The sequence below is a fragment of the Pantoea dispersa genome (assembly GCF_035783935.1).
GTDB classification, from domain to species: Bacteria; Pseudomonadota; Gammaproteobacteria; order Enterobacterales; family Enterobacteriaceae; genus Pantoea; species Pantoea dispersa_C.
Map to the genome: position 1 here is coordinate 380,303 of NZ_JALKOV010000003.1, position 21,648 is coordinate 401,950.

General features: G+C 59.8%; 16 protein-coding genes. 7 read left to right on the forward strand and 9 right to left on the reverse strand.

The genetic code is table 11. The features are described 5' to 3' along the window. Positions 1–28: 28 nt before the first annotated feature. From MXF20_RS08900 to MXF20_RS08910, 3 genes are all read right to left on the reverse strand, one after another. The gene (locus MXF20_RS08900) at positions 29–1,240 is read right to left on the reverse strand and encodes an MFS transporter (protein ID WP_325968866.1); all 1,212 of its coding nucleotides are present in this window, start codon (positions 1,238–1,240) and stop codon (positions 29–31) included. Between the two features lie 112 nt (positions 1,241–1,352). Further along, positions 1,353–2,243 carry a LysR family transcriptional regulator gene (locus MXF20_RS08905; RefSeq protein WP_325968868.1) on the reverse strand — a complete coding sequence of 297 codons (891 nt, stop codon included), beginning with the start codon at positions 2,241–2,243 and terminating at the stop codon, positions 1,353–1,355. A gap of 108 nt (positions 2,244–2,351) precedes the next feature. Further along, entirely contained in the window at positions 2,352–2,720 is a 369-nt protein-coding gene (locus MXF20_RS08910) for a helix-turn-helix domain-containing protein (protein WP_325968870.1), read from the reverse strand. A gap of 189 nt (positions 2,721–2,909) precedes the next feature. Between MXF20_RS08910 and MXF20_RS08915 the strand changes: the two genes are divergently transcribed. The 3 genes from MXF20_RS08915 (at position 2,910) to MXF20_RS08925 (ending at position 6,121) form a co-directional block, all read left to right on the forward strand. Then, positions 2,910–3,569 carry a response regulator gene (locus MXF20_RS08915; protein WP_222985878.1) on the forward strand — a complete coding sequence of 220 codons (660 nt, stop codon included), beginning with the start codon at positions 2,910–2,912 and terminating at the stop codon, positions 3,567–3,569. After that, entirely contained in the window at positions 3,566–4,924 is a 1,359-nt protein-coding gene (locus MXF20_RS08920) for a sensor histidine kinase (RefSeq protein WP_325968871.1), read from the forward strand. Before MXF20_RS08915 ends, MXF20_RS08920 begins: the two co-directional genes overlap by 4 nt. A gap of 330 nt (positions 4,925–5,254) precedes the next feature. Beyond that, on the forward strand, positions 5,255–6,121 hold the full coding sequence (locus MXF20_RS08925) for a nucleoside-specific channel-forming protein Tsx (RefSeq protein WP_021507798.1): 867 nt from the start codon (positions 5,255–5,257) through the stop codon (positions 6,119–6,121). Between the two features lie 45 nt (positions 6,122–6,166). On the opposite strand, the gene yjdN is transcribed toward MXF20_RS08925, so the two are convergent. Both yjdN and MXF20_RS08935 read right to left on the reverse strand, forming a co-directional pair. Further along, positions 6,167–6,604 (reverse strand): VOC family metalloprotein YjdN, encoded by a 438-nt coding sequence (yjdN, locus tag MXF20_RS08930; protein WP_136545657.1) that lies wholly within the window; start codon positions 6,602–6,604, stop codon positions 6,167–6,169. 72 nt (positions 6,605–6,676) lie between these two features. Further along, positions 6,677–7,576 carry a LysR family transcriptional regulator gene (locus tag MXF20_RS08935; RefSeq protein ID WP_325968872.1) on the reverse strand — a complete coding sequence of 300 codons (900 nt, stop codon included), beginning with the start codon at positions 7,574–7,576 and terminating at the stop codon, positions 6,677–6,679. 113 nt (positions 7,577–7,689) lie between these two features. Between MXF20_RS08935 and MXF20_RS08940 the strand changes: the two genes are divergently transcribed. The 4 genes from MXF20_RS08940 (at position 7,690) to MXF20_RS08955 (ending at position 13,805) form a co-directional block, all read left to right on the forward strand. Next, on the forward strand, positions 7,690–9,003 hold the full coding sequence (locus MXF20_RS08940) for an amidohydrolase (protein ID WP_325968873.1): 1,314 nt from the start codon (positions 7,690–7,692) through the stop codon (positions 9,001–9,003). Beyond that, positions 9,000–10,445, forward strand: coding sequence for a M20 family metallopeptidase (locus tag MXF20_RS08945; protein WP_325968875.1), 1,446 nt, complete (start codon positions 9,000–9,002; stop codon positions 10,443–10,445). The genes MXF20_RS08940 and MXF20_RS08945 overlap by 4 nt, the downstream gene beginning before the upstream one ends. Positions 10,446–10,687: 242 nt before the next feature. Further along, positions 10,688–12,208, forward strand: a complete 1,521-nt coding sequence (abgT, locus tag MXF20_RS08950) for a p-aminobenzoyl-glutamate transporter (RefSeq protein ID WP_325968876.1) — start codon at positions 10,688–10,690, stop codon at positions 12,206–12,208. 187 nt (positions 12,209–12,395) lie between these two features. Beyond that, positions 12,396–13,805: an MFS transporter gene (locus MXF20_RS08955; RefSeq protein WP_325968878.1), complete on the forward strand. Its 1,410-nt coding sequence runs from the start codon at positions 12,396–12,398 to the stop codon at positions 13,803–13,805. Positions 13,806–13,879: 74 nt separating this feature from the next. Here MXF20_RS08955 and MXF20_RS08960 read toward each other — a convergent pair whose 3' ends face one another. The 4 genes from MXF20_RS08960 to MXF20_RS08975 all read right to left on the reverse strand — a co-directional run bounded on the left by MXF20_RS08960 (position 13,880) and on the right by MXF20_RS08975 (position 21,394). Beyond that, the gene (locus MXF20_RS08960) at positions 13,880–17,344 is read right to left on the reverse strand and encodes an Ig-like domain-containing protein (RefSeq protein ID WP_325968879.1); all 3,465 of its coding nucleotides are present in this window, start codon (positions 17,342–17,344) and stop codon (positions 13,880–13,882) included. 197 nt (positions 17,345–17,541) lie between these two features. Beyond that, on the reverse strand, positions 17,542–18,861 hold the full coding sequence (locus tag MXF20_RS08965) for a cytochrome c (RefSeq protein ID WP_325968880.1): 1,320 nt from the start codon (positions 18,859–18,861) through the stop codon (positions 17,542–17,544). An 11-nt stretch (positions 18,862–18,872) separates the two neighbouring features. Next, complete coding sequence (locus tag MXF20_RS08970) at positions 18,873–20,657, reverse strand: GMC family oxidoreductase (protein WP_325968882.1); 1,785 nt, start codon at positions 20,655–20,657, stop codon at positions 18,873–18,875. 2 nt (positions 20,658–20,659) lie between these two features. Beyond that, the gene (locus MXF20_RS08975) at positions 20,660–21,394 is read right to left on the reverse strand and encodes a gluconate 2-dehydrogenase subunit 3 family protein (RefSeq protein ID WP_325968884.1); all 735 of its coding nucleotides are present in this window, start codon (positions 21,392–21,394) and stop codon (positions 20,660–20,662) included. Between the last annotated feature and the right edge of the window lie 254 nt (positions 21,395–21,648).

A 21,648-nucleotide genomic window follows, 5' to 3' on the forward strand; every position in this document is an offset into this window, starting at 1 on the left:
CCAGTCGGCATTACGGTCGAACTGGCGGTCAGGGTTTACGCAGCACGCGCGCATTCAGCAGCGCGCACAGCGCCATAATCACGCAGGTGGCGAGAAACACCGGGCGCATGCCAAACGCGCCGCCGATAAAGCCGCCGAACAGCGGGCCGCTCACCTGGCCGACATACTGGGCTGAGGTCGCATAGCCGAGCATTTTCCCGACCTGCCGCTGCGGCACATTGTGACGAATCAACGCCGTCACGCACGGCATCAGGCCGCCCAGCGCCATCCCCATCAGAAAACGCAGCAACACCAGTTGCCATGCTTCGCGAATGAACGCCTGCGGAATCAGCAGCAGCGCGCAGACCAGCAGGCCATAAATCAGCACGCGCCCATGCCCGATGCGATCTGCCAGCCGGCCGAGGCGCGGTGCAGAAAGAATGCTGCCCAGTGCGGCGGCGGCCATCACCAGCCCGGCGGTCACCGTCACCGCGTGATCGCCGTGCACGAACTGCGCGATATACAGCGTGATAATCGGTTCAATCGACATATTGGCAAAAATCAGCAGCATGCCCGACAGCCACATCAGCCGCACCACTGGCCGGTTGATCGACGACGCCGGCTCATCACCCTCCCCGGCTGCGGCTTTCTGCGCCGGGCGCGGCGCTTCTTTCAGCAGAAAAGTGGTGGCGAGAAAGGCGAGAAAAATCACCGCGCCGGTGAGCCAGAAAGTGTGGCGAATGCCGATCAGCGGTGGCAGCACGCCGCCCAGCAGCGGGCCAACTACGTTCCCGGCCATGATACCGGAGGACAGCACGCCCAGCGCCCAGCCGGTCTGCGCTTTCGGCGTTTGCGCCGCCACCAGAATGGTGGAGCCCGACGCATAGCCGCCGAGCAAACCGGCCAGCAGACGCAGCGCCACCAGCTGCCACGGCGCGGTAGCCATGCCAATCAGCGACATGGCGACGGCCATCCCGAGGCTGGCGCGAATCAGCATCAGCTTGCGACCATAGCGGTCCGCCAGTTTGCCCCACAGCGGTGCCGTCAGGGCCGCGCTGAGAAAGGTGGCACCATAGGCAGCGCCCGACCAGCGCGCAATCGCGGCCGGCTCCTGCACGCCCAGCTGCTGCACGTAGAGGGGCAGAAACGGCAGCAGCAAGGTCATGGCGACGATAGTGCTGAATGAGCCCAGCACGCAAACCCACAGATTGCGCCGCCAGTGTTGCTGCTCAAGCGCTAACGCGATAGAAGAGTGCGACATAGTGATATCCCTGTTTTTGGCTTTTTTAGCAGGCTATCAGCGGCAGCACACAGAAAACAGGGAGATACGCATATTTGCCAGCCAGCGCGCTATTGTCGCCAGATAACAACAATCACGATGCACTCAGCGCGGTGATCAGCGCGTCGCACAGCAGCGTGATCGGTGACGAGGGCTGCGGCTGCTCTTTCAGCAACAAGTAACTGTGCAGTCGGTCCATCTGCCATTCCGGCAGCACCTGCTGAATCTCGCCGCGCGCCAGCGCGTCCTGCGTCATATAGGCCGGCAGATACGCCACGCCAGTGCCGGCCAGCGCCGCATTGAGCAGCGCCATGCTGTTGTTGGCACGAAAGCGGCTGTGCACATCGAGTGCCAGCCGCTGCTTGTCGCGGCGGAACGGCAGCGCCGCGGTGTGCGCCGGGCCGTGAAACAGCAGCAGATCGTGGCGCATCAGGCGTTCAGGATGATCGATAGCCGGGTGCGCGGCCAGATACGCCGGTGAGGCATACAGTCCCCAGTCAATACTGCTCAGTTCGCGGTAGTTTGCGACTTCCGGCGCACGCGCACGGATCACAATCGCCACGTCAGCATTGGGCTGCGGATCGTCACTGGTGGTCAGTTCGAGATCGACGTTGATGTGAATATGCCGGCAGATAAACGCGTTGAGCGTCGGCACCACGCACTGGCAGCCAAAGGTGATCGGTGCCTGCAGCCGCACGTTGCCGGCAGGCTGCTGATGCACCTGCTGCACAAACGCATCGGCGCGATGCATCTCTTCCAGCATGCGGGTGCAGAACGGATAGTACGCCTGGCCCAGCTCGGTCAGCGCGACCTTGCGCGTGGTGCGCTGCAGCAGTTTGATGCCCAGCCGCACCTCCAGCCGGGCGATTTCGCGGCTGACGTGTGATTTTGACACGCCCAGCGTGCGGGCCGCTTCACTGAAGCTTTGCCGCTCAACGACGCGCGCAAACAGCATCATGGCGGTGAGGTTGTCGCTGTTGTCCATGTTCTCTGGATGATGTGAAAGAGTGAGAACAGCAGCTTAAAAGCAATTACGTGAATGCGCACCCGATTTCCCGTTACGCAGCGACCACGGGAAATCGGGCGAAACGTGTCACATCGCCACCGCTAGCGGGAACAGCAGGCGATCCGGTTCGACGCGGCGCTGGCGGCGCAGCTGGCCCGGTGTGACGCGAAAATAGTTTTTGAAGGTGCGGGTATAAGCCTGCTGGGTATCAAAGCCGTAACTCATCGCCACCTGCAGAATCGCCTCATCACTGTTGATCAGCGTGAGCGCCGACTCAGTTAACCGGCGCTGGCGAATGTATTCTGCCAGGGAAAAACCGGTGTGCTGACGGAACAGACGTTGCAGATGCCAGCGGGAATATCCCGAACGGCGTGCGACTTCATCCAGATGCAGATCGTGCCCTAAATTGTTTTCAATCCACTCCAGCAAACTACGGATAAATTCTCGCTGATTCATGACTTCCTCCGGCGTCGGTAATATGTCCAGTGAAGTCACTGTAGCGCGTTAAATTTATCCCTTAATTAGCAGAAAATTAGCGCAGAATTAGCAAGCGAAAAAAACGGCTCTCACGGGGAAACGCCCGCCGGGTTAATTCTGCGCTAATTATCGGGCGCTACACTGCGCTGAGTGATTCAGGAGGCCATCATGCGTGTGCTGCTGGTAGAAGATGATGAAATGATCGGCGCCAACCTGCAGCAGGCGCTGGAGGCGGCAGGCTGGTCGGTGGACTGGGTGCGTGACGGCGTGTTTGCCAGCAACGCCTGGCAGGAAGGGGGTTACACCTGCGTCCTGCTCGATCTCGGTTTACCACGTGAAGACGGCATCAATGTGCTGCGGCGCGCCCGCGCGCGTGGCGACATGACGCCGGTGCTGGTGCTGACCGCGCGCGATACCGTGCAGCAGCGCATTCAGGGGCTCGACAGCGGTGCCGATGACTATTTACTCAAACCCTTTGATCTGCAAGAGGTTCTGGCACGTATGCGAGCCATCACCCGACGCCGCCACGGTGCGGCTGATTCCCTGCTGGGCAACGGCGACGTGCAGCTCGATATGATGACGCGTGAAGTGCTGTACAAAGGCCAGCGCGAGCAACTGACCGCGCGTGAATACGCCCTGCTGTATGCGCTGCTGGAGCGCCCGGGCGCGATTCTGTCGCGCGAACAGTTAGAAAACCGCATCTACGGCTGGGGCGAAGAAGTCACCAGTAACGCCGTCGACGTGCTGATTCACGGCATGCGGCGCAAGCTCGATAACGAAGTGATTCGCAACGTGCGCGGTCTGGGCTGGCGGGTGCCGGCAATATGAGATCCTTTACGTTTATGCGTTCGCTGCGTAACAAGCTGCTGGCCACGCTGGTGCTGCTGCATCTGGCGATGATTGGCGGCGTCACCTGGTATTTCTACCACTGCTATGGCGACATGATGGGCACCATGAAGGACGATCAGCTCGCCAAAATTGCCGATGCGTGGTCCAGCAGCCAGCGTATGCCAGCGCTGATGCCGATGGTAATGCAGCAGGAGAAGCTGAAAAGCACCTATATCGTTCAGCTGTGGGACACCCGTAATCATCTGCGCGCCAGTTCCTGGCCGGCGCTGCATGCGCCACTTCAGAGCAAGAAAGGCTGGTCGGATTTAAAAGTCGGCGACTGCGGCGATGATTGCGAGTGGCGCGTCTATACCCGACCCGGCGAGCTGGGCAGTGAGATCGGCAACATTCAGGTGTTGCACAATGTCGGCTACATGAAGAGCCTGATGGTGAAACGCGTGCTGTCGGCCATCATTCCGCTGATCCTGATGATGCCGCTGTCGCTGCTGGTGATCTGGCTGGTGGTGCGTGCTATTACGCGCGATTTGCGCGTGGCGTCGCGCCAGATTGCCGCGCAGGAAACCCTGCATCCGCACAGCGTATCGCCGGACGGTCTGCCGGACGAAGTGCTGCCGCTGGTCGAGGCCTACAATTCATTGCTGGATAAGCTGCGCGCGGCCTGGTCGTCGCAGCGCCAGTTCCTTGAGGATGCGGCGCATGAGCTGCGCACGCCGGTGACCGCCGTCACGCTGCAGCTGGAAAATCTGCGTCAGCACATTGTGCCGGGCGAAGCCAGCCGTCAGTTTGATCAGCTGGAAGCGGGCGTCACGCGCACGCGCCATCTGGTGACGCAATTGCTGAACATCTCACGCCAGGAGGATCAGTCCGTGGTCGCCAGCATTGAGGCGATTGAGCTTGATGACCTGCTAAAGGAGAGCATCGAGCAACTGATGGTGGTGGCGGACAAGCGCGGCATTGATATCGGCTTCAACGGCACGGCGCACTATCGTCTGCACGCCAGCCGCTCCGATCTGCGCAGCCTGTTCGATAACCTGATCGGCAATGCCATGCTGCACACGCCGGAAGGCAGCCTGGTGGATGTGCTGCTGCATCGCGTCGGTCATCATACCGTGGTGGATATTGTCGACAACGGCCCCGGCATGCCGGAATCCTTTATCGATCGCGCCTTCGATCGCTTTACCCGCTCGCCGGACGTCCAGGCGCAGGGCAGCGGCTTAGGCTTGTCGATTGTGCGCAGCGTCGCACAAAAGCATCAGATGCAGGTGGCGCTGTCGAATTGCCTTAACCCGCAGGGTGAGATCTGCGGATTACAGGTGCGCGTTACCCTTCCCTGACGTCTCGCTTCCTCCGGCGCGATAATCCGCGCCGGCGATTTTCTTCTCCTGCCAGTTCTATGCGTATCCCGACAACGTAAACGGTTGCGGGGTTCCGTTCGTTACACGGCCTTTATGTGATACAGTTCACATATTTATTGAATCCAAATGCAACACTTTTTGACAAACGTGATCAAAATCTATTTTCTATCGCTCTGTTACAGGCACATTACGCGAGCCTGAAAATCCGGCGCGTCAGACCGGCAACAGCAGCACACTGCCCATCCCCTGGGATCGATTTCACCCGATCGCAGCATTCGCGCGGCGATCACGAGCAAGTGGTTAACTATAATGAAATTTAAAACGTTGATAGCAGGGGCCTTACTGGCCAGCAGCTGGACCGGCGCCGCACAGGCGGCGGAAAGCGATCCGCAGTACCTTTCTGACTGGTGGCATCAGAGCGTGAACGTGGTCGGCAGTTACCACACCCGCTTCGGACCGCAGTTCAATAACGACGTCTACCTCGAATACGAAGCCTTTACTAAAAAGGACTGGTTTGATTTTTACGGCTACCTTGACCTGACCAACTTCTTTGGTGTGGGCAACAGCAACGCCAACGGTATTTTTGACCACGGTTCGCCGATGTTCATGGAAATTGAGCCACGCTTCTCCATCGATAAGCTGACCGGCACCAGCCTGGCGTTCGGACCGTTCAAAGAGTGGTACTTCGCTAACAACTACATCTACGACATGGGTCGCAACAGCGACAGCCGTCAGAACACCTGGTACATGGGTCTGGGTACTGACATCGATACCCATAGCGATATCGGCCTGTCACTGAACGTGTACGCGAAATACCAGTGGGAAAACTACGGCGCGGCGAACGAAAACAGCTGGGATGGTTATCGCTTCAAGGTGAAATACTTTGTACCGATTACCGACCTGTGGGGCGGCAAGCTGAGCTACATCGGCTTCACCAACTTTGACTGGGGTTCCGATCTGCGTGACAAGTCTGACCGCTCGCGCACCAGCAACTCGATTGCTTCCAGCCACATCCTGTCGCTGAACTACGATCACTGGCATGTCTCTACCGTGGCGCGTTACTTCCACAATGGCGGCCAGTGGGCTGATGGCCAGGAGCTGAACTTCGGCAACGGTCCGTTTGAAGTGAAATCAACCGGCTGGGGTTACTACCTGGTGGTGGGTTACAACTTCTAAACCGCTTCCGGCGTGGCCGCTCACCATCGCGGCCACGCCAGTCTGTTACGCCTGTGGCTTCACCACGTTGATGCGCCATGGGATGCCGAACTTATCGATAAACATCCCGAACCCGTTCGACCAGAAGGTTTTCTGCCATTCAGTGGTCACTTTGCCGCCCGCCGAGAGCTTATCAAACCAGGCTTTTCCTTCCGCTTCATCTGGCGTGGCCAGGCTCACTGCATAACCGGCATGTTCGGACGCCGGAGGCTGGGCAGTATTGCCGTCACTCAGCATCAATTCGCCCTGACCGATACGCAGATGCGCATGCATGATCTTTTCCGGCGGCTGCGGTGACGCCGATCGATCGCCCACCTGTTCGCCCTGCTCCGGCATATCGCCAAACGTCATTTTTTGCAGAATTTCGCCGCCGGTGGCTTCCAGATAGAACGCAATCGCTTCTTCACAGCGACCGTAGAGAAATAAATATGGACTCACCTGCATCGTAACCTCCGTTGAGAGTTTGGTTAACGCGTGTCGTACACCTACAGTGTAGACGATGCCGTTTTTCGCCCGTCACGGCTGGCAGTAGCGGCGGAACAGCTGCGCCATATAGGCGCTCATGGGGGTCAGCGCGGTGTCTTTACGCTGAATCAGATAGAAGGTGGCTTTCGGCAGCGGATCGTCGAGATCCAGCGCGATCAGCTGGCCGCCGTGCGTAGGGTCTTCAATCACGTCGCGCGAAATGATGCTGACAAAATCACTCTTCGCTACCAGGCTGGTGCAGGCCATAAAGGTCTCGCAGGTCACGACGATTTTCGGTGCCATGCCACGCTCGCCAAACAGGTCGTGCAGCAGTCGGTAATAGCTGCCCTGCGGCGTCGGCATGGTCCAGTCGCAGTGCTGCAGCTCGGCCAGCGAGCGCGCATGCGCCATCGGATGCCCTTTGCGCATCACCACCTGGTACTCGCGCTGCATCAGCCGCTCAAAAATCAGCTCCTGATCGAGATGATGCCGGTCGTAGGTATTGATGGTGAAATCCAGCGCGCCCTGGCGCAGCTCATGCACCATCGACACCAGCTGGCCCTCCACGATACGCACTTTTACCAGCGGATATTCACGGTGAAACTGGGTTATCACCTGCGGCATCACGGTGCGCGCAATGCTGCCGCCCACGCCAATATTCACTCTGCCACCGGCCAGCCCAAGCCGCTGCTGGATATCCTCCTGCGCCACGCGCAGCTCCTCCAGCACCAGGCTGGCATGGCGGAAAAAGGTTTCTCCGATATCGGTCAGTGCCACGCCCTGCTGACGCCGCTCGAACAGGCGCGCGCCCAGCGCCAGCTCCAGTTCCTGAATCGCTTTGGTTAACGCCGGCTGCGACAGGCCCGACAGCCGACTGGCGGCGCGAATACTGCCCTGGCGCGCCACGTCAACAAAGGCGCGCAGCTGATGAAGTTTAAGATTGGCCGGCATGATGAGGTGATAACCGTTGTCTATCGGTCACAAGATATTCGCATCTTATGCACCCTAATACCATTGTGTAGATTCGGTTGGATGCATAAAAAACCAACACTAAGGAACAGCCGATGAACACCCTTTCCGACCTCGTCCACGCGCGGATACCGCAGATGCAGACCTGGCGCCGCGACCTGCATCAGTATGCCGAATCCGGCTGGCTGGAGTTCCGCACCGCTACGCTGGTGGCGGAAGAGCTGCATCGTCTTGGTTATCAGCTGCAGCTGGGCCGTGAGGTGATTGCTGCCGATGCGCGCATGGGCCTGCCGTCCGCTGAAGTGCTGGCACAGCAGGAAGCGCGCGCGCTGCAGCAGGGCGCGCTGCCACAGTGGCTGCCCCACTTTTCCGGCGGCTTCTGCGGCGTGGTGGCGACGCTGGACACCGGGCGTCCCGGTCCGGTGATGGGCTTCCGCGTGGATATGGATGCGCTCGACCAGACGGAAAGCGCTGCCGCCGATCACCTGCCTGTGCGCGAAGGCTTCGCCTCGTGCAATCCCGGCATGATGCACGCCTGCGGCCACGATGGTCACACCACCATTGGTCTGGCGCTGGCGGGCGTGCTGATGGAAATGAAGCACCAGCTGAGCGGTCGTATAAAACTCATTTTTCAGCCGGCCGAAGAGGGCGTACGCGGTGCCAAAGCCATGGTGGCTGCAGGCGTGCTTGATGATGTCGATCTGTTCACCGCCATTCACCTCGGCACCGGCGTGCCGCCGGGCGAGATCGTCTGCGGCAGCGACAGCTTTCTCGCCACGACCAAGCTGGACGTGCACTTTACCGGCGTCGGCGCACACGCCGGAGGCAAGCCGGAAGAGGGACGCAACGCACTGCTGGCGGCGGCGCAGGCCACGCTGGCGCTGCACACTCTGCCGCAGCACAGCGGCGGCGTAGCGCGCGTCAACGTCGGCGTGTTACAGGCGGGCAGCGGACGCAACGTGGTGCCGGATGTTGCGCTGATGAAAGTGGAAACGCGCGGCGCGAGTAATCAGGTCAACGACGATATCTACCAGCAGGCGCTGCGCGTGATTGCCGGTGCCGCGGCGATGTACGGCGTTGAGCACGAGGTCACGCTGATGGGCGGCGCACGCAGCTGCACGCCAAGCCCGGCGTGGGTCGGTTTTATCCATCAGCAGGCCGAGGCGACCGGCCTGTTCAGCTCGGTGATAGACAGCAAACAGCAGGCGGCCGGTTCCGAAGATGCCACTTATATGATGGAGCGCGTGCAGCAGCGCGGCGGCCAGGCGTCTTACGTCATCTTCGGCTGCGATCTGGCGGCGGGCCACCACAATGCGCGGTTCGACTTTGATGAAGCGGTAATGGCCACGGCGGTGCAAATGCTGGCCACGCTGGCGCTAAACCAGACGCAGTTTGGCGGTGCCCGATGAGCCCGCACGATTTCATCGATCGCTACATCGACCAGCATCAGCCGCGCTTCAGTGCCATCAGCGATGCGATCTGGGACGTGCCGGAAACCCGTTTCGAAGAGACGCAATCGTCTGCGCTGCTCGCCGATGCGCTGGCGCAGGAGGGTTTTGAGGTCGAGCGCGGCGTCGGCGGCATCGACACCGCGTTTATCGCTTCAATCGGCCACGGCCAACCGGTGATCGCCATCCTCGGCGAGTTTGATGCGTTGGCCGGACTGAGCCAGCAGGCGGGCTGCGCCACGCCCACGCCGCTGGTGGAGAACGGCAACGGCCACGGCTGCGGCCATAACCTGCTGGGTACCGCCGGCCTGGCCGCCGCTTTCGCCATCAAAGCCTGGTGGGCAGAACAGGGCGAACGCGGCACGCTGCGCTTTTACGGCTGCCCCGGCGAGGAGGGCGGCTCGGGTAAAACCTTCATGGTGCGCGCCGGGCTGTTTGATGATGTCGATGCTGCCGTCACCTGGCACCCGGAAGGCTTCAGCGGCATGTTCAACCTCAGCACCCTCGCCAATATTCAGGCGGCATTTCACTTCAAAGGCGTGGCGGCACACGCCGCCAACTCGCCGCATCTCGGGCGCAGCGCGCTGGACGCGGTGACGCTGATGAACACCGGCGCTAACTTCCTGCGCGAGCACATCGTGCAGGAGGCGCGCCTGCACTATGCGGTCACCCAGACCGGCGGCGTATCGCCCAACGTGGTGCAGGCCGATGCCGAAGTGCTGTACCTGATTCGCGCGCCGCAACTCGACCAGGCGCAGGATATCTATCAGCGCGTCATTAACATCGCCAAAGGCGCGGCGCTGATGACCGACACGCAAATGACGGTGCGTTTTGATAAGGCCTGCTCCAACTATGTGCCGAACCGCGCGCTTGAGGCGGTAATGGAACGCAATTTGCAGCATTTTGGCCTGCCGGACTACAGCACGCAGGAACAGGCGTTTGCGGCACAGATCCGCGCCACGCTGAGTAAAGACGATCTGCGTAACGCGCGACTGAATGCGGCGCGCACCGGTGGCGAAGCGGGCATCGCCTGGACTGAGGCGCTGGGCGATAAAGTGCTGATGGACGAGGTAGCGCCCTATGCGGTCACGCGCGAGTTGCTGTACGGCTCGACCGACGTCGGCGATGTCAGCTGGGTGACGCCGACAGCGCAGTGTTTTGCGCCCTGCTTTGCCTTTGGCACGCCGCTGCACACCTGGCAGCTGGTGGCGCAGGGACGCACATCGATTGCCCACAAAGGGATGTGCCTTGCCGCCAAAGTGCTGGCCGCCACCGCGCTGACGCTGCTGCAGGATGATGCCGCGCTGGCGCGCTGTCGTGAAGAGTTTGACCGCGTGCGCCGCGAGCAGCCGTACGTGTGCCCGATTCCGGCCGGCGTGCAGCCATCGACATTAGCATCCTGAGTTCAGCAACGCATTACGCCAGGTGCGCATAAATGCGCACCCTACGGGACGGATTGTGATCGATCTGCAACGCAGTAACCTGGTGCGCATAAATGCGCACCCTACGGGGGCATGACCGGCGGTCACCGCTCCTTACCGTGTAGGGTCGCCATTTATGGCGACCTGGTGCCAACGCATCACCATTAAAAAAATATAAGCAGTACGCAAACATAACTGACAAGACGACTCATGAGGATCTACCGATGGAAGTGATGACCGAAAATCGCAGCCCCGGCAAGCTGTTCAGCTGGATTGAGCGGGTCGGCAACAAGGTGCCGAATCCGTTCTTACTGTTTGTCTATTTGATCGTGGTGTTGATGATGGCCACCGCGCTCCTCAGCAGCCTCGATGTGGCCGTTAAAAATCCCGCCAATGGCGAACTGGTGCGGGTCAATAATCTGCTCAGCGTCGCCGGCATTCAGTGGATCCTGCCCAACATCATCAAAAACTTCAGCGGTTTCACCCCGCTGGGCTCCATTCTGGCGCTGGTGATCGGTGCCGGGCTGGCGGAAAAAGTCGGGCTGCTGCAGTCGCTGATGGTGAAGATGGCGTCGCGCGTCAGCCGTCGCTACGCCAGCTATATGGTGCTGTTTATCGCGTTCTTCAGCCATATCTCCTCCGATGCCGCACTGGTGGTGATGCCGCCGCTCGGCGCGCTGATCTTCCTCGCCGTCGGGCGACATCCGGTCGCGGGCCTGCTGGCGGCGATTGCTGGCGTCGCATCCGGTTTTACCGCGAATCTGCTGATCGTCACCACCGACGTCCTGCTCTCCGGCATCAGTACCGAGGCCGCCAAAGCGGTCAGCGACACGGTCCACGTCAGCGTGATCGATAACTGGTTCTTTATGGCCAGCTCGGTCATCGTGCTGACCGTGGCTGGCGCGCTGCTGACCGACAAATTTGTCGAACCGCGCCTGCCCGTCTGGAACGGCGGCCACCACGATCGGCTGCCGCCGCTGACGGCGCAGGAGAATCGCGGCCTGAAGGCGGCCGGTCTCGCCGCGCTGGTGTTCATCGGGCTGATGGCGCTGCTGGTGGTGCCGGAGCATGCGCCGCTGCGTAACCCGAAAACCGGCGGCATCATCCCTTCACCGTTTATTCAGGGCATCGTGCCGATCATCATCCTGTTCTTCTTTGTGGTGGCGATTGCCTATGGCGCGGTCACACAGCAGATTCGCCGCGCTGACGATATCCCCAAACTGCTGGTGGATCCGATGAAAAACATGGCCGGCTTTATCGTCATGGTGTTTCCGCTGTCGCAGTTCGTGGCATTCTTCAACTGGAGCAACATGGGCAAGTTCATGGCCATCGGCCTGACCGATGTGCTGGAGAGCGCCGGCATCAGCGGTGCCCCGGCGTTTCTCGGCCTGATGTTCCTCTCAGCGTTTCTGTGTATGTTTATCGCCAGCGGCTCGGCGATCTGGTCCATTCTGGCGCCGGTATTTGTGCCGATGTTTATGCTGCTCGGCTTTCACCCGGCATTTGCTCAGATGATTTTCCGTATCGCCGATTCCGCCGTGCTGCCGCTGGCGCCGATGTCACCGTTTCTGCCGCTGTTCCTTGGTTTCCTGCAGCGCTACCAAAAAGACGCGCAGCTCGGCACCTATTACGTGCTGATCTTCCCTTATCCGCTGGTGTTCTTTGTGACGTGGATCGCGCTGCTGCTGGCGTGGTATCTGCTGGGCCTGCCGATTGGTCCGGGCGTCTGGCCGCACCTGCCCTGATCCGGTGCCATGGATGGCATCCCTCCTTTCTGTGAACTGCAACGCACGTTGCCAAAATGTCACCGCCGCACCTCTCGGCAACCCCGGACGAATTGATTATTCTGCTATTTCTTCGCTTGCTAACGGTTACTGATTTTTGACAAACCACCACCGGGCGGATCCTGCAAACACCGAGGTAACAATCATAATGACAACCACCTATTCGACAGGGGTGGCGACCGATCGCATCGCTACCGATCGCCAAACGCTGGCCGGGCGCATCGACGCCCTGCCCTCATCCGCCGGGCTGTGGCGCTTTATTACGCTGCTGGCGCTGGGCGGCTTCTTTGAGCTGTACGATCTGTTTGAAACCGGCTACATCAGCGCCGGGCTGGTAGCCGCAGGCGTGTTCCACACCGGCGCCGCTGGCGTGTTTGGTATCGCCGACCAGGCGGCGTTCGCCTCGGCGACCTTTCTCGGCCTGTTTGTCGGTGCCAGCCTGCTGACGCCCTATGCCGACCGTTTCGGCCGCCGCCTGACCTTCATGTGTGCGCTGGCGTGGTACGGCGCGTTCTCGCTGCTGATGGCGTTCCAGCACAGCGCGGAGATGATTATTCTGTGCCGCTTCCTGGTCGGCATCGGCCTTGGCGTCGAGCTGGTGACCATCGATACCTATCTGTCCGAATGGGTGCCGGCCCATTTGCGCAGCCGCGCGTTTGCTTTCTCTTTTTTCATTCAGTTCCTGTCGGTACCGACGGTGGCGCTGATGTCCTGGTGGCTGGTGCCACAAACCCTGCTCGGCCTCGAAGGCTGGCGCTGGGTCGTGATCGCCGGTGCGCTGTGCTCGCTGGTGATCTGGTTTATCCGGAAAAACCTGCCGGAGTCGGCGCGCTGGCTGGCGCAGCAGGGGCGGCATCAGGACGCGCACCGGGTGCTGAGCGAGATGGAAAAGCGCTGTGGCATCGCACCGGGAGACGATTTCTCTCAGCGCGATGCGGCGGCACAGCTGCCGACAAAAGGGCGCTTCAGCGAGATCTGGGCACCGGCTTATCGCCAGCGTACGCTGATGCTGGTGATGATGAACTTCTTCCAGGCGATTGGCTTCTTTGGCTTCGGCAACTGGCTGCCGGCGCTGCTGTCCGGCAAAGGCGCAACCGTCACCCACAGCCTGCTGTACGCTTTTTTCATCACGCTGGCCTATCCGCTGGGCTCGCTGATCTGCAGCCGCTACGCCGACCGGCTGGAAAATAAATGGCAGATCGTTTTTTCATCGCTGATGACGGTGGTATTCGGCACGCTGTTCGCGCTGACCAGCAATCCGCTGCTGATGGTGGTGTGCGGCTTCCTGATAACCTACAGCAACGCCTGGCTGACCTTCAGCTATCACGCGTATCAGACCGAGATCTTCCCGACGCACATTCGTGCGCGCGCCGTGGGGTTCTGCTATTCGTTCAGCCGGCTGTCGACCGCCTTCAGCAGTATTCTGATTGGCCTGATTCTGCAGTATGCCGGCAGTCAGGGGGTGATCGTGTTTATCGTGCTGAGTATGCTGATGGTGATGCTGTCGGTCGGGATTTACGGGCCGAAGACGCGGGGACTGGATCTGGAAAACATTTAAACCGGATAGGTAGGCAGCGGCCGGTTCAGCCCGGCAGTGCGCACAATTTGGGGGCGTATCCGCCCCCATCGGTTTTACACCAGCTCGGTTTTTACACCGTCCTGGATCAGCACTTCGGCGTCGACGCCGCTGTGGCTGTAAACCTGGTACTTCACGCCACCCACCGTGGTGCTGCCCTGCTGTTTCACCCAGTCGCCAGCATCACTGCCGTCGCCGAGGATGTCATCCAGTTTTACCACGTCCTGCGCATCACCTTTGATCAGCATCTGGGTTTTGCCGTCGCCGATAAACAGGTCTTTACTGCCGGCACTGAGAATATCCGCCACGCTGACGCTAAGCGTATTTTTACCGTTGCCGAGCATGTCGATCACGGCGGCTTCTTCACCGCTGGCCAGGCTCTCGGCCAGCACACTGTCGGCGTCCGTCACGGTGATCGCAGCGCTGTGCGTGCGCGGCTGGATAAAAAGATTGTCCAGCAGGAAGTCATTACCGTAACCGTCAGCCGTATCATTCACCACGGCCACTTTCACCACTTTGGTTTCAGTCGCGACATAGGTACCGGTTTTATGCTGCCAGGTGGTGGATAACGCTGAAGGCGCAATCACCGTCTTGCCATCCACTTCCATCCCGATGACCGGGGCTACCCAGCCCTGATTGAGGCGCTGGCCATCGAAGCCCAGCGTATAACTCTTGCCCGCTTCAACCTGGATATACTGGTAAACCACCTCGCCGCTGTAATCACGTCCCTGAACGTAGTCGGTCATCGTGCCCAGTGCGTTGGAGCCATCCTTGCCTTTCCAGTAGGTGGTGCGCAGCTGGTTATACTTTTCATACAGTCCGGCGGCCATCCAGCCCTGCAGCGTGCCGTCGTTGAAGGTCCAGTCGAGGCGCTGTTTATCCACCGGTGTTACGTTGACCGGCTTTATACCGAGGTTATCCAGCAGGAAGTCGTTGCCGTAACCATTGGCGGTGGCATTGGTAACTGCCACTTTGACCACTTTGGTCTCGGTGGCGACATAGGTGCCGCTTTTATGCTGCCATGACGAGGTCAGCGCGCTGGGTTCAATTACCGTTTTGCCGTCGATCTCGATGCCAATCACCGGCACTGCCCAGCCCTGATTCAGGCTGTAGCCATCAAACCCAAATTCATAGGTTTTACCCGCTTCGACTTCAATGTAGCGGTAAACCACGTCGCCACTGTAATCGCGCCCCTCGACGAAGTCGGTCATGGTGCCAAGGACATTGGAACCGTCGGCACCTTTCCAGTAGGTGGTGCTCAGCTGGTTATATTTCTTGTACACCCCGGCCGCAAGCCAGCCCTGCAGGGTGCCATCATCAAAATTCCACACCAGGCCGTGATCGACCTTCGGCGGATCGACGTTGATCTCCAGCAGGAAGGTTGGCGCATTCGCATCACGAATGGCGCTGTCGCTGACCTGAAATTGCGTCAGTCCTTTCCACGGCGAGCGATCGTAAGACTGATAGCTCCAGTTGCCCTGGGCGTCAGCCGTAACCGAGTCCATCAACACCCAGTGGCCCTCAATATGGCAGCCGAAGATGTACACCACCTTATTGGGGGCAGACGTGCCGTGCAGGGTCGGCGTCATGTCATCGGTGATATCACCGCTTTTCAGCTGGCCCTGCTTTGGTCCGTTATCATCCCAGGCAGAAACAATCTCCGTCTTGCCGGAGATAATCGTCAGGTCGAAAACGTCGGCGGCAGCATCACGCACCGGGCTATCTGAGACCTGGAACTCATACTTGCCAAAGCCGCCGCGTAACGCGCGCACTTCGCTTTGCCAGTGACCATGAGCATCCGCAACGGCGCTGCCGAGCGTCACCCAGATCCCATTCACGTGGCGGGCATAAATATAAACCACGCTGTTCGCCGCAGCCTGACCTCGCAGCGTTGGCGTCAGGTCATCAGTGACATCGCCCGGCTGCAGCACGCCGGTCTGTGCGCCAAAATTATCCCAGGCAGAAACGATGCTGGGGCTTTCCGGTGCGATATTGAGACTGAACACCTCAGCGCTGGTGTCGCGGTCGGGGGTTTTGGCAGCCTGAAACTCATAGGTGCCGTAGCCGCCGCGCAGCGCGCGCACTTCCGTTATCCAGTTGCCCCAGGCATCGGCTTTAACACTGCCTAACACCACCCAGTGACCATCAATGTGCCGCGCATGGATGTAGACCATGCTGTTGGCTTCGGCTTTGCCCTGCAGCGTCGGTGCCATATCGTCGGTGGTGGCACCGTTGATTAATTTGCCCTGCTCCGGCCCGACATTATCGTGCGCCGCGTCAATGGTGGGCTTCAGGCGGGTGCCGTTATCTGACACATACAGGTCGAACAGCGGCGCAGCGGGATCGCGCGTCGGGCTGTTACTGGCCTGGAAATGATACGGGCCAGCGCCGCCATCCAGCCGGGCAATTTCCACCTGCCAGTGGCCAAAAGCATCCGCTTTGGTGCTGCCTTTCAGCCACCAGCTGCCGTTTTCGCGTGTGGCATAGACATAAACGATACTGTTGGCTTCCGCTGTGCCTTTGAGCGTGGGGGTGAAGTCATCGGTCAGCGCGCCGTGCTCCAGTTTGCCCTGTGCCGGGCCAACGTTATCCAGCGCATACTCAATTTTCACCGGCGCGGTGGGCACCACCGTATAGGTAAACGGCTCGCTCGCATGGCTCAACTCACCCCGGTTATTTTGCGCGCGGGTGGTAATGGTGTTCTCACCATAGCCCAGCAGATCAACGTTGCTCTCCCAGCGCCATTGTCCCTCAATCACCGGCGCCACGCCGACGCGCACCCCATTGATGTAGATGATGACGTTTTCCGCATCCAGCGGCGCATTGCCGCTCAGGCGCGGGCTGCGATCGTCGCTTTCGCTACCGGCTTTAATCACGCCGGTGTTTACCCCTTCATTATCAAACACTTCCAGCAGCTGCGGTTTGTCGATGCGCGGCGTGTTGACGAACAGCGTATAGACCGGGGAATCGACGCTCACCTGGCCAAATTTGTCGGTGGCAGTGACGTACAGGCGTTGCTCACCGTCGCTCAGTGCCGGTGTGATGGTCCACTGACCGTTCTTCGCCGCCTGCACGCTGCCAATCAGCACGCCGTTGCTGTACAGCCGCACGATGCTGTCCGGCTCGGCATAACCGGAAATGGCTGGCGTTTTATCATCGGTGAAGCCTTTGTTGCCGACTGGCCCCTGTACCGGTCCCACATCGTCCAGCACTGCCACAATGGCTGGCCGGTCCGGCGGGCTGAGGTCGACTTCCAGCCGCGTCTGGAACGGAATCCCGGCGTTGCCGGCCCGGTCGAAAAAGCGGATGGTAAGATTGTGGCTACCCTCTTCCAGCCGCAGCGGCAGCTGATACTCCCAGCTGCCGTCGGCCTGCACCTGGGTGGTAAACAGCTGGCCGTTAATGGCAAATTCGATATAGCTGACGCTCTTATCCTCAACCACCCCTTTCCAGTACTGATAAGGGGAATTGACGTAGTTCTCCTGCCCCGGTTTGGTCGGGTCGTAATAGCCTACAGACATATGGTCATCCTTTTCGCCAGAGTTAATATCGTTAAAGTAACGCTTAATAAGCGGCAGGGATTTTTAATCGCGGGGAAAGGGATCTCTTACAAGAAACGTCTGAAAGGAAAATATAAGATGATGAATTTAGATGTGATTTTTCGCACCCTTCAGGCCATAAACCACGCTATGGCCTGAAGGGAATGCTTAAGACATACTTACTGCTTTTCCAGCACCCGGATATCCGCGCTGCCCTGATTTGGCTGCACGCTGTCGTCCTGGCGCAGTTTCGCCACCTGTTTCGCCGTGACTTTGGTCTGCACGCCGTTGCCCCAGCTGCTGCGGATAAAGTTCACCACATCCGCCACCTGGCTGTCGTTCAGACGCCAGCCAAACGCCGGCATAGTGATTGCCGTCGGTGCGCCTTGCACGCCCGGCAGCGTGCCGCCAACCAGCACGATGTGAATCAGCGACGTCGGATCCTCTGCCATCACCACCGGATTCCCGCGCAGTGCCGGATAGAAGCGCTGATAGCCGCTGCCGTCGGTTTTATGACACGCGGCACAGCTGTCGACATACACGCCGGCACCCGGCTGGCTGTCGTCCCCTTTCCACAGCGCCTGCGCCACCGCGTCATCCTCACGGAACACCGCCTGAGACGGATCTTTCGCGCCGAGCGATTTCAGGTAGCGGGCAATCGCGCTGATATCCGCATCGCTGAGATACTGCAGGCTGTGCTGCACCACCTCGGTCATGCCGCCAAACGCCGCGGTGTGATCGTTACGGCCATAGCGCAGGAACTGCTGCAGATCCGCTTCGCTCCAGCGTCCCAGACCATCGCGGTTGTCGCCGCGCAGGTTGCTGGCGGTCCAGCCGTCAATCGGCGCGCTGCTGCCGGCAAGGTAATCGCTGCCTTGTGAATTGTTGAGCGCTTTCTCCTGCATGGTGAAGCTGCGCGGCGTGTGGCAGGCGCCGCAGTGGCCCAGCCCTTCCACCAGATAGCGACCGCGCGCCAGCGCCGGATCTTCCTGCGCCGCCGGCTGGAACGCCTTCACATCTGGCGCAAACAGGCCGCGCCAGATTGCCAGCGGCCAGCGCATCGACAGCGGCCACGGAATGTCGCTCTCTTTGTTAGCCTGCGCCACCGGTGCCACGCCGTGCATGAAGTAGGCATACAGCGCCTTCATGTCGTCATCGCTGACCACCGCATAAGACGGATACGGCATCGCCGGATAGAGCGTGTCGCCGTTTTTCGCCACGCCGTGACGCACCGCTTTCTGGAAATCGTCATAGCTGTAGTCACCAATGCCGGTTGCCTTATCCGGCGTAATATTGGTGGAGTAGATGGTGCCAATCGGCGTCGCCATCGCCAGTCCGCCGGCAAACGGTTTGCCGCCTGCGGTGCTGTGGCAGGCGACGCAGTCACCGGCGCGCGCCAGATACTCACCGCGCTGCACCAGCGCATCGGCAGCGGTGTCATCCGCCAGCGCGGCGAACGACAGGGTGCCCAGCAACAGGGCTGTTAAACGTTTAATCATCGCCATGTTCCTTATGCCTGTACCAGCGGGCCGGGGTTTTTCAGATACTGTTCACGAATCGCTTTGGCGGACCAGTAGCTCAGCGCCGCCACCATGCCGGTCGGGTTGTAGCCCAGTCCCTGCGGGAAGGCAGAAGCGCCGGCGACAAACACGTTCGGCACATCCCAGCTCTGCAGATAGCGGTTCACCGCGCTGGTTTTGGGATCTTCGCCCATGATGGCGCCGCCGCTCATGTGCGTGGTCTGGTACACGGTGGTATCGAAATGGGCACCCGGTCCTTTCGCGCCGCCAATGATCATCTTCGGATTCATCGCTTCGGTGATTTTGCGCATCTTGCCGATCATGAACTGCGCCATTTTGATGTCGTTGTCCTGCCAGTCAAAGGTCATACGCAGCAGCGGCTGGCCGTAAGCATCTTTGTAGTTCGGATCGAGATCGAGGTAGTTGGCGCGATATGACTGATGCGCGCCGTGCGCATCCATCGACACGTGATGGTTATAAGTATCCGCCACCGCCGCTTTCCACTGGCTGCCCCAGTTCGGCGTGCCTTTTGGCGTCGGCAGGCCGGAGATTGGCTTGGTGCCGGCCTGGTTAACCCAGAACGGTGAACCGCCGACAAAGCCGTACGGGCCGTGATCGAAGTTATCGGCGTTGTAATCGTCCACCGCCACGCCCGCGCCACCGGCACCGATAAACGGATTGGTGGTGGTGTTTTTATCGAACAGCGCCTTCAGCGTGGAGATGTTCTGATAGGCAAAGTTACGGCCCACCACACCCTCGTTGCTGATAGGGTTGTACGGCTTGCCGATGCCGGACAGCAGCATCAGGTGCACGTTGTGGAACTGGAAGGCGGAGAGAATCACCAGATCCGCCGGCTGCTCCACTTCACGTCCCTGACCGTCCAGATAGGTGACGCCGGTCGCGCGTTTTTTATCGTCGGTCAGATTGACGCGCAGCACATACGCGTTGTTGCGCAGCTCAAACTTCGGCTCCTGGCGCAGCGCGGGCAGAATGTTAACGTTCGGCGACGCTTTGGAGTACATGTAGCAGGCGTAGCCGCTGCAGAAGCCGCAGAAGTTGCACGGGCCCATCTGCGCGCCGTAGGTATTGGTGTAAGGACCGGAGGTGTTGGCCGACGGCATATCGTAAGGGTGATAACCCACCGATTCCGCCGCCTGGGCAAACAGCTGTGCTGACCAGGTGCGCTTCTGCGCCGGCAGCGGGAAGTCGCTGGAGCGATCCGGCGCATACGGGTTGCCGCCCTTCTCTTTGCCCACCACTTTGCCTTTGATTGACCAGGCGCTGCCGGAGGTGCCGAACACTTTTTCCGCCTGATCGAAGAACGGCTCCAGCTCATCATAGCTGACGCCGAAATCCTGAATGGTCATGCCTTCCGGGATAAAGTTTTTGCCGTAACGCTGCTCGTAGTGACTGCGCAGGTTCAGCTCGACCGGGTCAACGCGGAAGTGTACGCCCGACCAGTGCAGGCCGGCGCCGCCGGTGCCGGTGCCCGGCAGGAATGCCGCCAGCTGACGATACGGTACCGCGGTTTGTGAGGCATCGTGACGGATGGTGACGGTGCTTTTTGACAGATCCTGGAACAGCTTTTTGCGGATGTTATAAGTCAGTTCATCAATCGACTGCGGATAGGATCCATCCGGGTAGGTATCGCGATGCGGCCCGCGCTCCAGCGCCACTACATTCAAACCGGCCTCGGTCAGCTCTTTCGCCATGATTGCCCCGGCCCAGCCGAAACCGACGATCGCCACATCCACTTTTTTTAACGCATTTGCCACGGTTACGCCCTCTCGCCGCGAATATCAACTGACGGGAACGGATAACGTTCGCCGCGCTCTACCCAATCCATAAAGTCGGCGCGTGCGCCAGGGAAGCCGATCAGCTTCCAGCCCACCATGCCCTGATTACCGCCGTGGATCGGATCGCTGAAGTAGCCCTCGCGGGTGTTTTGCAACAGAAAGGCGAAGAAGGTTTTGGCCGGCACCTGCGGGAATTGCGCGCTGCCGTTTTCAAAGGCGCTCAGCAGCGCGTCCTGCTGCGTGGGCGTCAGCTCAGCAAATACCTTGCCGTGCTGCTGTTTGCTCCAGCCATCGGCATCGGCCAGGCCGAGACGGTAGATCTGCTGCGGCACCAGCGGCAGCTGATAGCCGAGTTCTTTTGGCAGATCCGGATTGAACGGTCCCTGCATATACCAGTTGCTGCCGGTGGCATACGGCGTATTCATCTGGCGATCGATAAACTCCGGTACGCCGGCTTCCAGCGCACCGGGTCCGCGCTCATCGTTGGGAATCAGGCGCGCTACGGCGGCTTTGATGAAGGCAAACTCTTCCGCGGTAAACCACACCGGCTGATACTCACGCGCCTGCTGTGGCTCAGCGGACGACGCTGCCGCGCCGGCGGCCATTGGCGCGACCAGTGCGCCCATCGCCGTCGTGCCTACCGCCATTGCCGGCGCCAGGGTGATGGTTCTCAGCAGGAAGTCCCGGCGAGTGTGACCCTTTTTTTGTTCTGACATGACATTGCCTCATTACCGCATATAATGCGGCATGAAAGGTTAAGTAGTTGCGTTGTAATGATTTTTATTGGCGTTTTAAGGGATACAGCAAGACTGTTACCGGTAACAGCGGGCGTAGTGTAACACCATCGCCGTTAATAATTTAGTTTCCCGAAACAAATGAGCACAAAAAACTTAACAACTACCTCTGCCGCTTTACATAAAAGCGGCGATGCTGTCATCGTCGGATACAACCGACAACAGACAGATAAATG

Bases quoted from the DNA above. Each gene is read 5' to 3' on its own strand.
- MXF20_RS08920 (WP_325968871.1), top strand. From the start codon at position 3,566: ATGAGATCCTTTACGTTTATGCGTTCGCTGCGTAACAAGCTGCTGGCC.
- MXF20_RS08940 (WP_325968873.1), top strand. From the start codon at position 7,690: ATGAACACCCTTTCCGACCTCGTCCACGCGCGGATACCGCAGATGCAG.
- yjdN (WP_136545657.1), bottom strand. From the start codon at position 6,604: ATGCAGGTGAGTCCATATTTATTTCTCTACGGTCGCTGTGAAGAAGCG.
- MXF20_RS08905 (WP_325968868.1), bottom strand. From the start codon at position 2,243: ATGGACAACAGCGACAACCTCACCGCCATGATGCTGTTTGCGCGCGTC.
- MXF20_RS08965 (WP_325968880.1), bottom strand. From the start codon at position 18,861: ATGATTAAACGTTTAACAGCCCTGTTGCTGGGCACCCTGTCGTTCGCC.
- MXF20_RS08975 (WP_325968884.1), bottom strand. From the start codon at position 21,394: ATGTCAGAACAAAAAAAGGGTCACACTCGCCGGGACTTCCTGCTGAGA.
- MXF20_RS08955 (WP_325968878.1), top strand. From the start codon at position 12,396: ATGACAACCACCTATTCGACAGGGGTGGCGACCGATCGCATCGCTACC.
- MXF20_RS08925 (WP_021507798.1), top strand. From the start codon at position 5,255: ATGAAATTTAAAACGTTGATAGCAGGGGCCTTACTGGCCAGCAGCTGG.
- MXF20_RS08910 (WP_325968870.1), bottom strand. From the start codon at position 2,720: ATGAATCAGCGAGAATTTATCCGTAGTTTGCTGGAGTGGATTGAAAAC.
- MXF20_RS08945 (WP_325968875.1), top strand. From the start codon at position 9,000: ATGAGCCCGCACGATTTCATCGATCGCTACATCGACCAGCATCAGCCG.
- MXF20_RS08900 (WP_325968866.1), bottom strand. From the start codon at position 1,240: ATGTCGCACTCTTCTATCGCGTTAGCGCTTGAGCAGCAACACTGGCGG.
- MXF20_RS08960 (WP_325968879.1), bottom strand. From the start codon at position 17,344: ATGTCTGTAGGCTATTACGACCCGACCAAACCGGGGCAGGAGAACTAC.
- MXF20_RS08935 (WP_325968872.1), bottom strand. From the start codon at position 7,576: ATGCCGGCCAATCTTAAACTTCATCAGCTGCGCGCCTTTGTTGACGTG.
- abgT (WP_325968876.1), top strand. From the start codon at position 10,688: ATGGAAGTGATGACCGAAAATCGCAGCCCCGGCAAGCTGTTCAGCTGG.
- MXF20_RS08915 (WP_222985878.1), top strand. From the start codon at position 2,910: ATGCGTGTGCTGCTGGTAGAAGATGATGAAATGATCGGCGCCAACCTG.